The 12,333-nt window shown below is 59.1% G+C and carries 6 protein-coding genes; all 6 read right to left on the bottom strand.

From position 1 onward, the window contains the following. Nucleotides 1–44: 44 nt before the first annotated feature. Genes ABB55_RS29435 through ABB55_RS00220 form a run of 6 tightly spaced genes read right to left on the bottom strand, consistent with a single transcriptional unit; the run spans nt 45 to nt 12,040 of the window. Nucleotides 45–671 carry a hypothetical protein gene (locus tag ABB55_RS29435; protein ID WP_152981854.1) on the bottom strand — a complete coding sequence of 209 codons (627 nt, stop codon included), beginning with the start codon at nt 669–671 and terminating at the stop codon, nt 45–47. Beyond that, nucleotides 668–2,419 carry an Eco57I restriction-modification methylase domain-containing protein gene (locus ABB55_RS29430; protein ID WP_152981853.1) on the bottom strand — a complete coding sequence of 584 codons (1,752 nt, stop codon included), beginning with the start codon at nt 2,417–2,419 and terminating at the stop codon, nt 668–670. Before ABB55_RS29430 ends, ABB55_RS29435 begins: the two co-directional genes overlap by 4 nt. Next, entirely contained in the window at nt 2,382–3,218 is an 837-nt protein-coding gene (locus tag ABB55_RS00235; protein ID WP_054357013.1) for a phospholipase D-like domain-containing protein, read from the bottom strand. The genes ABB55_RS29430 and ABB55_RS00235 overlap by 38 nt, the downstream gene beginning before the upstream one ends. After that, complete coding sequence (locus tag ABB55_RS00230; RefSeq protein WP_054357012.1) at nt 3,215–5,455, bottom strand: hypothetical protein; 2,241 nt, start codon at nt 5,453–5,455, stop codon at nt 3,215–3,217. The genes ABB55_RS00235 and ABB55_RS00230 overlap by 4 nt, the downstream gene beginning before the upstream one ends. A gap of 2 nt (nt 5,456–5,457) precedes the next feature. Next, on the bottom strand, nt 5,458–9,675 hold the full coding sequence (locus ABB55_RS00225; RefSeq protein ID WP_054357011.1) for a DEAD/DEAH box helicase family protein: 4,218 nt from the start codon (nt 9,673–9,675) through the stop codon (nt 5,458–5,460). Next, a complete protein-coding gene (locus ABB55_RS00220; RefSeq protein WP_244471931.1) occupies nt 9,668–12,040 on the bottom strand; it encodes a hypothetical protein in 2,373 nt (790 codons plus the stop codon). The genes ABB55_RS00225 and ABB55_RS00220 overlap by 8 nt, the downstream gene beginning before the upstream one ends. Nucleotides 12,041–12,333 lie beyond the last annotated feature (293 nt).

Genomic DNA, 12,333 nt, shown 5'->3' with positions numbered 1-12,333 from the left:
GGTCGTTATTAGCAAACCAGTTTCCTTTTTCGATTTGGGGCGAACTAGCGCCATAAAGCGACCCACGGTTTTACATGCGCCCACCACTCTGCTGGCGTCAAAATTCGCAAAGGTACTTGTCGTAGCTGATCTCGCTTCTTAACGATCGTTGCCCTGTCACAAGTACAGAAAACATCGCAACCAAATCCAATTGCATTCCCTATTAACTCGCGGTCGGCTTTGTCTGGCAAAGCAGCTACAAAAGGCGCTTCGATCAACTTGCGCCCGAAATCGGCAGCATATCTGTGATCATCGTCATCGAGGTTTTGGTTTACGAGAGCGAATGCGTATTCCAAGAGCTCGCCTGGCAGCGAACTGTCTCTCGTGCGCGACAATTCATCGAGTGTCTTCCGTGACCCCAAAATGTCCCAGTCTGCCCGTGCGCCGACATAGAACACGTGCATAAGCGCCTCTATGTCCACTGCCAGCGTAGCGTCAACTTCCTGCGGAATTGATGCGTGGTCGAAGATAGTCTCACAGTACTTCATAAGTATATTTATTACGTTTGTATCCAAGAACACCCGTTTCGGAATTCTCTCAAATGGAAAGCGCTTACAATCCTCGCTGTGCTCCTCCGCTGCTTGGCAAAGTACATACCTTCCCGTACTGCGGTTCCAACTCTCGAGCGTCATAGCGGCACCATCGTTTTTCGCGGTTGGACCCTCTTCTCGGAATCATCATGTGGCCGGCACGCGCAAATAGTCGGGCGCGCCTCCAGCTTAATCGTCTCCAGAAGTCTCACCGAAATTGACGCCGAACCGCATACACGATCGAGCGCAGCGCTGACCGCAGCTTTGTTCAGCGCCTCAGCCAAGGACTCAGGTGATGCAGCGTCAGGGGTATCTGGAACGAGTAGGATGACATGATTTTCCCCAATGATACCGCCATTGTTCTCGATAAAATCTTTGGAGATCGAGGCAGCATTGAGCCTCCGTTTCTGACCTCGCGACGAAGTTCTCTGAACAGCTACGCATGCTGTGCGAACCACATAGGGTGCATCTGCCGGAGCATCAGCCCAACCGTAGCCTTTGAAGGCGGCCCCCCTTTCAAAATCGAAGGTACCTTCGGGAGTAATCGCCTTCGCCCATATAAGTGGATACCGTCCCTTAGCTGCTCGTTTGTGCATGCGCGTTGGTTGACGGTTTGCCACGAGATAGCCGACAGTCGCCCGGTACCCCCAGTCCTTAAGTGTGGAGGAACGTGCCAGCTCCACTCCAGGCAATTGCCAAGGTGCTCCGTCTGTCTCAATGTGAGCAGCACCTTTGGAAATGAAGTTTCCGTCGCGACGGAAGACACCGCTTGCCGCCATGCCTGCAGGCGGCTCGATCAACGCTTCCACTCGCCGCCGCAGAACAATGAAGCAAGCGTCTTGGATAGCATCAAGGAACACATCGCTCCGCTTTTCGACAAGATCCACGACTAGAACCTCGGCAAGCTGCAGGACTCGTCTACGAAAAGATTCGAATTCAGGACCACCCAAAAAGGACGCAGGAATAACGTAGCCGACCATGCCGCCTATTGGCACTTCCTCAAGAGCCCGCCTTACAAACAACGCATAAAGATTGACCCTGCCGGACGTGATTTCACCAAAGATCGGCCTTGATAAACGTCTGTCACAAGCACCTAGACGAAGAAATGGCGGATTCCCCACCTCATGATCGATGTCGTCGTCCGAAGAAATCCTGACGTCGAGACTGTCACCCACCTTAACCAATCTTAGGTGTGCGACCGACTTCGGAACAAATCCAAACTCGCACACTAACATTCGCCTTAGTAGAGCATTAGCGATCGCGGCGAGATCCGGTTCGATCTCCCTACCAATCAAGTGAACACGCAGCCGGTGCGTAATCTCGTCGTCCGTCAGCCCTAGCTTCTTCCAAGCTGACACCTTAATGCGAGCAAGTGGCACAAGAAAAGCCGCGCCGCCAGCAGCAGGATCCCGGAGCCGGTGTCCCACAAGGTCAACGCCACAGGATGCAAGACGAGAGACCAGATGGTCTACCAGATGCGGTGGAGTGAAATATGCACCCAGGCTCTTGCGACGATCAGCTGGAATCAACGTCGCATACGCGCTAGCGACAGCGTGATCGGCCCAAGCGGCTGGAAGCGCCTCGATGAGTTTAAGAAGATCGCCCGGCTCGCGCTTGATCAGGCTTAGACACACCCGCAAGGCTTCAGACTGGTTCAGCTTCTTTCTGCGAAATGCTGCAAGAAACCTATCGAACGATGTGATCGCATCTGCCGAGTGGAGCAACGCGATAGCGTCGACCGATGGTTCAGTTGAGCTGAAGTTGTTTCGAGAAATAGTCACGGTGTTGAGCGCCTCTTTTAGATATATCGGGCTAAGGGCGACGCCCAAGCGGCACAGCAATGCGCTCAACGCCCCTAACGATACTCGCTACGACACGCGCAGCACGACCGTCTGTAAGGATTCCGAGCTCCATCGAATGTCGAGCAAACGCAGTCATGTTGGCACTTCCAACGTAGGCGAGGTCTTGGTCCGCCAACAGGATCTTTGCGTGAAAAGTCTCATAGCCCCCCTCGACTGGCAACGTGTAGTTCAAAACCTCGACGTTCTGCTGACGAAGGTTTGCCCAGGCTCGATCGACGGCAGCACGAGCTGATCCCGCTCTTCGAAAGATGAGGCATCGTCTATGCGCGTGTGTCCGGCGGAATAAATCAAGTGCGATGACCAGCCCTTCGTCGTTCAAGAATGGTGTCATAATTGTAAAACTGTTCGCAGCGGCATCCGCCAACTTTTCAAATGCGTCTTTTGTTGAAACCAGCGCGGCATATGCCAATCCTGTCGCGGGCAACACCTCCCAGATAGCACTCGGTGAAGGCGGCATTGTCACTACGGCGGTAGCCATGCCACCATCCGGCATGGTTGCCCGCATCGCGGATGCGCCATCAAGAAATGACGTCAGCCCGGATGGTATCTGCCTCGGCCCAACCAGCCAACCGGCCTCCGTGCGGCTCAGCCAACCTCGAGTAACAAAATCCGCCGCGACCCGCAGGATCGAACCAGTTGGCCAGTCAGCAAGGCTGTGGACGTCAACTGCGTTGCCTTGTCGGCCCTCCATTACGCGTGCAAGTGCTGCTGCGGTAGGGCAATCCGCACCGAGCCCGAGCACCAGAGAGCGGGCCAAGTCAACACCAATTGCGGCGCCCGCAGTCATGGCCTCTCCACATCCGCGCGTACCGGATGCTCCGCGCGACGTTCCGCAACGGTGTAGTATCCGCTTAATTCCGCCCCCACCACGTCCCAACGGGGTGCTCCGCGTCCGATGAGCACTGACCGCGACAACAGCTCGTTCCGCGTTAGGCAAGCATTTTCCGGGATGAGCACGCAGTCAGGACACGCTCCTCCACGATGGTTGCACACGCTTTCGGAGCCGCATCGAAGACTGGCCGGATTGACCATGCGGTCGAGGACTTCATTGCCAAACACTGGGTCCCCGCGATCGCGCCACATGGACGACAGGTTGCCTAAATCCATGGTCATGCCACGGCGATAAACCAGAAATGCCAAATCCGGAACAAACAGGTGCTCGCCGAACGAGCCGAGATCGAGGCCCGACATAGAAGCGGAAACTCCAATGAGATGGTGCGCCATCGTGTGCAAGAGCGTGTAGACGAATGGATAAGCCTGGCGCGGCACTGTTCTTTCGCGCCGATATTCATCGAGAAAGCGCGAAAACCGGGAGTTCGGATCGTTCTCGATCGCGGAAAACTCTTCTATAAGGCTTCCGCCAAGTCGAACGCCCGGAACCGCGGGCGCGACAGCAACTCCGTTTTCCGCGAGCCATTCCCGCACGGTGTCTTCGTCTAGCCGCACATAGAAGCCTTCGTTCGACTGTAACAAACAAAGGACCGGATGGCGGGCGGCCTCGCCGACTTCCACGCGGTCGAACAATCGCAGCCGCACAGGCATCTCCGCATCACCCGCCTTGTCGCGCTTGACCGTGGGCGAGGACGATGTTCTCGTATAGGCAAATGTATATTCGCAAATTCGGACATCCCGGATCAGGCGCATTTCCGAAATGCCAAGAAGGTCTCTCCGGCGCCGTACTTCCGTTCTTAACCGGTCGACTTCGCGTTCAGACAACCCGTCAGGGATTAGGAACGGGTCAAGAATCGTCACATCGACGGAGACTTCCTTGCCGTCATTGAGCTGCCCCCCACGCAGCTTCTCTTGCAATAGCGTTTCATGCTCAACGGCCATACGAATAGGATCGAAGCGCCGCACAAAGCGTTGACGCTCTCGGCACGCAGTCGCGATCCCAGGTGTTGCTTGCTGGCGGCCTGCGAACACTGAAGCGTTCCAGTCTTCGTCTAGGCGGGTCAACGCCGATCGCGATGCGTCGATCATTTCGCGTGGCGTTGTGCCTCCTGCCTCGAGCATTTCGACCAACGCCCGCATGTGAACGTAATTGTCCCACTCCGCCCCCCGGCCGGCTGCTTGTAATAGCGCGGCCTTTTCCGCGTCAGCTAGATGGGTTGGCGGATAGCCATAGGTGGTGGCAATAAAGCTTTCGAGCTGGTTGATCTGAGCGGCGCCAAGCAGCGAGGCATACATGTCTTGGTCGAAGACCAGAAGTCGGTCGCCATGCGGATAGTAGGCCGCCGACGCGCGATAGGAGACTGGCTCCATGTTGATTTCGGCGATCAGGGCCTGGTTCTGATCAAGGAGCGGACCGAGACCCTCTAACGTTCGCAGATCTCGCTGGAGGATCGGACGCACCGTGTGACAAGCGACGCACTCGAAATGCCATCCTGCGAGGGGGCCTGGAGGTCGTCGCAGATAGAACCGATCGGACTCGCACGAACCACATCGCGCGATGTCTCGCACCTCTCGGTTTACTGAGTCCCAATACCGATAGCTTGGGCTTATCGCCTCGATCTCGCCAGACCAGTGGGTGAGGACAACGTCGATCTGTTGCCAATCGTCGGCGCATCCTCCCGCACCAGTTGGACAGGCCTGACGGAACCGCGCGGCTTCCTCTGCAACCCGGTCCAGCCGACGGACCTCACGGTGCAGCCCGCAGCGCGTACAGGTAAACGCCAACGGGAACGGCACATACCCGACGAGATCTGGAATTTGAAAGACGAGATCGCCGAGCCGGACGCGCACCGCTTGATCGCTCAGGACGCGATTGTCTACCGCGAGCGAAGGCGGGACAGGATGGCGAAGATTTTGTCCGCGCATGGCACGGTCCGCCCAAGCCTCGAAATATTCTTGGATCTGTTCGCCGATCATGCGCTGTGTAATCGGTCGGAGTTCGGCAGTCCGATTGCCCGATGCAGACAGTGCCATGCAGGCGCCCGAGCCTCCTTCAAACGTAAAGAGGCTATGCGGGGCGTAGCTGGTGGCAAGCTGGCCACGCGAACGCTGCATCGTTGGAGGGTTGGTCATCGTCAGGCTTCTCCGTCCAATTCGCTCGACGCAGTTCGGCGACCGCGTGAGACACCGCGGTTGCGCACCATCGCCATGGCCTCGCCGACCTCCTCCCAAGAAAGCGGCTGGTTGCGTTGCGTCCGTTGCGACGCGCGGATGCGGCCTGCGGCGTCGACATCTCGTAGGCTCGTCATCGGTCGCTGCAGTCCGCTCAGCGGATTGCTCCAAAAATCGTTGAGCCGCCCTGTGAAGTCGCCGCTGGCAATGACCGCTTGAATCCGTGTCGCCGCAGCCCGCACAAGGTCGCTGTAATAGATCGGATTGGTCGGTGCTCCGGTGGTTGCGCCGATGCCTACCGCCTCAACGACAAATGCGACACAATCGTCGAAAGCCCTCGCGTCTCGGAGAAGTCGTTCGACCTGCTCGACGGTCGTTGGCAGAGTGACCTGCGCTTTGTGCTCCGGCCCCGCGGTAAGAAAACGTTCCTGATGCCGCACCCCCGCGAGCCACATCTGCACAAGCGATGGTATCGTTCGGTCGATGGCGCGATCCGCCCATCGCTCCACCGCTGGTGGCGCAATCATTCGCTCCAGCAGGCGATGAAATGACTCGTGGACTTCGACCACAAATCTATCCCTCCGCGTCTGCGGCGTCGGGATGAGCAATGAAAATCCCACGTGCGTACGCCCGACTCGCGAGGAGGCTTGGATATACTCGGCGATATCGGACGGCATTCCGGCAAACGCCATTGCATTGAAGGCCTCGACGTCCACACCGTGCGAGATCGCAGAGGTCGCGACGATGCCTCGCAAAGCGGTGCCGATGTCATCATGCATGGGATCGAAAGGCCGCTCTGCCGCACGGATTACCGACTGGATGCCGCCAATATCGACGCCACCCGAGATCAGCTCCATTGCGAACGAGGACAACGTATATTCCGGTCCCATGGCCGCATGCGCTTCGCGTACTTCCGTCTCCAACGCTGAGAGGATCTGGTCGCCACCCTTCTTGTTCGTCACATATGTGAGCTCAATCCGGTGTAGATCGACCAAGGCCGCCAGCCTGTCGAACCTTCCCTCCCTCGCTGCCGTCCGCACGGCGGCGCGGCGCGTATCAAACCATCTCGCATCCGACACGCATTCTTCGATTTCTGTAGCAGCCCGCGCCTGGCGCGCCGCGTCAGAAGACGCCAAGTCCCGTTCCCATCGCGTGATGGTAGCTGCGTGCGCAGCGAGCACCGACAATGTCGTAACCGTGTGTAGACGCCCGTTGGTCATCAAGCTCGCATACACTCGACCCCACGGAGCAGCCACCTCCCTGCCGCGAGGTGTGCCAAGCGCCGCTTGACGTTCTGTCGCCGCAGCGCCGCCCGGCTGGAAACTTGCCATTCGGGTGTAGAAGCCACCGTGAAGACTTGGTCCGGGATGCGGAAATTGTATGACCCGCCTTTGATAGAGCGCACGGGTATGTTTGGCGGCATCCGCCGCGGTCGCAGTCGCACCAATAACGTGCGGCAGCCGTGGGCGATCAGGAGCACCGGGAACCCGACACACCCGCTGGCCGAGTAGCTGCGACAATCGCGAAAGCCAGGCAAATAAGCCGGTTTCGAAAATACCGCCAAAGGTTCCCAGACTCTCTTCCAGGAGATGCATCTCGTCCTGGACAATTAAGCTCGGGAACGGGTCGAAGAAAACCTCTACTCCATCAGGATATGCTGGGGCCACACGCTGATGGCCGGGTGGTGGGGCAGCGCTGGTGGCCGTCCCGCTGGGCATATGCAGCAAGCCGCCGCCGGCGTTCTCGATCCACCGCGCAAGCCCAAACATTCCCGCGATCCGATCGACTGTCGTGGTGCTCTGGCCAAGAAGCGCCAGCTTGTCGATTGTGCCCAACAGCACAGCGGGCGCGCGCCGATAAATGTCGGTGTCGGCAATCAAGAACGGCAGAGGTTCGAAACCGCCGGTTCGATGACTCCGGTTCCAATCGCAAGAACCGTGCAGACAGACGATTCCGAGCTGGTGATGCCTTTCCGGAAAGAGGCGCAGGCCCGTTCCTCGGTCTGACCCGCAGAAGGGACAAACCGGGAGCTTGTTCCAAGCGGTCTTGGCCGCGACATACTCGCGGTCGATCCGCTCCTGGCTCGCCATCAACGCGTCTTCGTCTCTCGCGCGCGCGTCGGTCGACACAGGCACACAACGGAGCGCGTCGGCGATTTCGCCAGGACGCTTCTCCGTTGAGTTGGGCGTGTTGGTGCCTCCCACCCAAAAGCCGATCTCGAAAGCACTTCCGTCTATGTGCTCGGCTCGGCGCACCATCTCCGCCCGAGCCAGGAGACGTGCGAGCCTCTGCGCTTGTTGCACCGTCAGCAGCCGCAGCGGGTAGTGCATCATAGCTGTGACACCGCGGTGCTTCCCTCTCAGCCTGTCGAGAAACAACGCAAAGACCAGCGTGCCGAAGAACGCCTCAGTCTTGCCGCCGCCTGTCGCCATGTAGAGCAGGCTCGCCGCATCTTCGTCGAACACAGCATTGAAGTGGCCCACGTACTCGGGCAGTCGCGACGCGAAAGTTGGAACATGTGCCAAGACAAATGCGAGCTGAAAGAGTCTCCAGCCGGGTGGCGGCTCGCCCTCGCGCGGCGGCGATGCGGCTGCGAATGTCCTGTTAAGAAGCAACCAAGCGCGATAAGGAACACCCGCGGCGGCGTTTCGGTCATGGCGCCATGCTTCCTGAGCCTCCGCCAATAGAGCCACACCCGCGCTTATTCTGGCCGCTTCGTTTCGCCATGATTGCAGATCGTCCTGGAATCTCGTCTGCTGCGCCGCTTCGTCCTCGGCGCTACCCTCTTCGCCAGCAACGGAAAGCTGTGTCTCGCGTGCGACCAGGTCGATCCAATCTCGCAGCGCCTGCGGCAATGCTGCGAGATCGCTCAACTCAGTCGTCTCTAGCCCCAACTGTCCATAAGACGTGGGAACGGCCGCGACCTCGGTAGCCTGTGCGCGCGGCAGCACATAGCGCGGCATCCATGTCGTTCTCAGTGACCGGGCGCCCTCGTGCATTCCGAGATCAGATACACCGCCGTTCACGCCGATGGCTGGCATCGTCATGAAGCCGGCCAAATGATAGCTGCGCCTCACGCGCTCCAAGCGCATCGGGCCGAGCGCGTCATTCGGCAGCTCGACCGTCAGACTGGCATTGAAGAGGCCGCACTCCATCGCTGAGTCGCCCTCACGCAAATTCTCGAGCGCGATGCGAACCGAAAAACTCCCCTGTTCCAGTGGGTCGCGTAGCGGTTGAACAAGAATTTGGACATCAAAATTCGGGACTAGATCGGACGTACTCGGCGTCGCCGCACGAGCAGTTGCGAGAAATCGGTCCCAAGACTCAGGATCCCAGAATGCCTCCGAGGGAGGGTGAAGCTTTCGCCATGCTTCACTTTGGCCCACCGGAGAGGCGATCCAATCCAAATACGCCGCGCGGATCGAAGTCAGCAGCTGCGTCTTGTATCCAGCAGCCAGCCGCTGCCACTCATCAGGATCACATGGCAGCGGAAACGTGAGTGCCGGCGCGTCCACGCGCAGACGGATCCATTTCTGAGGAATGTCGTATCGCCGCGACAGCCGGTCGGGTATGCGAAGCCGCCCACCAAGCACCTGAGACGGCGGCATTCCCTCTTCGATCGCCGCATCATCGCGTTCGTCTCCGCCCGGGAGACGGGCGGCGGGCGGCACCCCGACGCCCATGGCGATGTATATCTCGCGCGAGATTGCGGCGCGGCGCACAGCGCGCTCTCCTGAGGGTGTCCCGCGGGGAATCTCTGCGGCCGCTCGCCGATTGATCTGATCCTTGGCATCCCGGCGTGCGGCATCGTTGAAATCCGCTCGCGGAATCAACCTCCCCTCGCGCGCGAACAGCTCCGCAGCAGTCGGAAGCGCTCGAACATACACGGCCAAATTTGGCAGAACGCGCAATACTCCACCGCAGGGCCGCACGCGCAAATCCATCCCGTGTGCCGGAATCTTGATGTCGCTTGACTCGTCATCTCCGTCTTCATTCAGCCGCGGAAGAATGAACCCGCTGGACAGAACACGAGACGGCTTTTCGCCAAGAATGGCGGCTCCATGTACGCCCTCGCCAGAAACAACACGCCTCGTTCGCTCCAGCACGGCATCGCAAACCGCTTCTTTCAATTGCTGGCGGTCATCCCATCGCATCCCGTCGAGCGCGCGCGGTTCAGCCATGGACGTTCTCCCCTCCGCCAGTAGTCACACTTATCTCCGCAACCTCATCCAGCGCATCGAGCACGAGCTGCCACAAGCCCGGCATCGCCTTCCACGCTGCAGCTCCCACGGAGGCCCCCTCGGGATCGAGAATGAATTGAACAACGCGCTGATTGAAGAGATACCCTTCGTGCACCCTATAAGATCGCGCCGGAACAATCGCCGCTCGCCAATACATATCGGCAGAATGGGTATCGACGCCGACAGCTTGCATGAACGTGCGAAAACGTGGCCAATCGCGCGCTGCGCGGGGCTGTCTGCTACCATCGGCTTCGCCCGAAGCCTTGTCGGCTGTCAGCCAGCGCACGACGTTCTGAAGCTCGTGAGACCCGATGGCCGGGTCAAAGGTGTTCATAGCAGCAAGCACGTGACGTGCTTTTTCTTGATCCGATGTACCGACTACAACCGCCCTAATGGCCGCGATCCTGCTGTGGTAAAGTCCGAGTTGCTTTAGGTTCTCCCTCGATCCTGCGATCGCGCGGCGAATAGGCTCGCGAACCGATGCGTCGAGCACAAGAATGCGGTCACCTTGTTTGATGTCCCGCGCATGCGTGCGTTCGAAAGGTCTTGTTTCACCCGGGGAATACTCAAGGACGTTGCTTGTTGGGCGATACGCAAGACGATGTCCGCGGGTCGTTGTGAAATGCAGTATCTCGCCTTTGTAGGCTTCGCCAGAGCGCGTGAAATCGATCTCGCCCTCAGGTATGGCGGCAGCAACGCGAAACTCGGCCTCGGCAAGATCCAACCTCTCATTCGCACCACCGTGCTGCAGCGCCGCCGACATCGCACAAGCGCGCTCGGCTATCGCTGCAAACCCCGGAATCCGACCGATCGGTGCGATCTCGGCCAAAAGCAACGCTATTCCAGCGGCATCGCCCAGGAGCAAAACCCGTTGCGGAGCGACTGGCGCGGGCAGCAAAGCACGAATGACATCGGGTGTCGTCCCGACGACAACGATGCGGGTGGGCAACGCGGATGTGAGCCGCTCCGTCAGACCACGCACATCCAAAATTTGACAGCGAACGCCCAACGCGCGATCTGAACTCAAGTAGATGTCCGCCGTACGGCGGTCAGGAATGATCAGTGTCGTCGTTATGCTATTCCAGGCATTATCCTTAAGAATGCTCGCGAGCTTCGCCGAAATCGGCGTTTCCTCATCCCACGCGGTCACGCGCGTCTTGATTTCGCGGATAAGTCGTCTGGCTTCATCACCGAACTCGGGCACTAAATCAGCAGCGGCGGCAAGCGGACCGAGCGCCATGTTTGGCCGAAACAAGGCCCGCACCGACAGGTCGACTTCATCGTCACCATCGTGAATAATATCGGCAATCTCGCGGGCTTCTCTGACGCCGACTGGCAAGGAGGCGGACCTCCGCACGAACGCAAGCGCCCGCGAAACCGCGTCTGCGGCGACTGCTTGGCCAGCATTACGAAAATTTCGACCGAGAGCCAGTAGGTCATTGCGTACGGTTGCCAAGGCGGCATCCTTGATATCCGCCTCAAATGCGATGGGAGCAACATCGACCGGGAAGACACTCGCGAGGCCGAAAAGGCCCGGCTCTTGCAAATAGGCTCCGACCTCGAGCGGTGCTCGACGCAAGGGTCGCAGCCCTGCATTGACTGTTCGAAGGGCACGAACTGCCTTGCGCAGCGCAAATGCGTCGTCCGATAGAACCACGACTGGAGGCCGCCGGCCAGGAACGTGTTCGAGGGCCTGCAGGACGGCTATGAATCTCCCCTCCCAGTCGTCCGGAAGCTCGGATCGGCCGGTCCGAGTCACGTCAACGATCAAGGCATCCAGTGATTTCGCGACGAAGCGAGAAAACTTGAGACAACGGAGGAGCGGCTCCAGCTTCGTCGCGGCTGGTAGGCCGAAGATGGCGAATGGTGTCTTGGTCGGATCGCCAACTGCAGCGATATGTCCTTCTAAGCCCGCATTCTTGTCGCCAATGTGTGTGTAATCGCGGACACGTCGGAGCACCTGCTCCCCGTCGGCGACATAGGCTGGACCGCGGAGTCCTCCGGCTGGCGCAAATACAGAAGTTGATTCCAGCAACGTCGGACTGCGCACAATAACGTTCGAGCGTGTCGCAACGGCTTGCCCGTTCAACGGTACACCCATTGTAGTCAGATCACGCAGCCGCATTTCCAGAAGGCACAGAGAATCGTGCGCAAGATCTGGTTGTGCCCATGCCGCACCTTTGCGCATTTCATCAGCAGCCCGCGCCGCAGCCTGCGCAACATCTCCTGGATGAACAAGGATCGAGCGGGCAGCCCAGGTCGCCCCGCTTCGCCACGGCCAAAAGGCAACGGTGGCGTACGCCAACCGACCACTTGTTCGTGCCTCTCTTAGGGCAACCGCAGCCGCAGAAAAGCCACCGCCAGGTCTCGCTGGCCAGGCCATGATTGCGCGGTCGGCCCCATCTTCAATCGAATCGAGTATCGCGTCGATAATTGGCCGCCCACGATCTGAAGGCACCCAATCGGCTGGGGCACTCGTCAATGCAAAGCGGACCGTGGTCGCGCTCGAAATTCCTCGCCTTGAGAGCCGAGCAGATGCCTGAGCAGACTGACGCGTTGCCAGAAGAGCTTGGACCCTTTCAGCTTGGCGGCGTCGGC

The sequence above is a fragment of the Prosthecodimorpha hirschii genome (assembly GCF_001305515.1).
Taxonomy (GTDB): Bacteria; Pseudomonadota; Alphaproteobacteria; order Rhizobiales; family Ancalomicrobiaceae; genus Prosthecodimorpha; species Prosthecodimorpha hirschii.
Note: the sequence above shows the minus strand (reverse complement) of the source record. Positions and strands in the feature narration are given on the sequence as shown.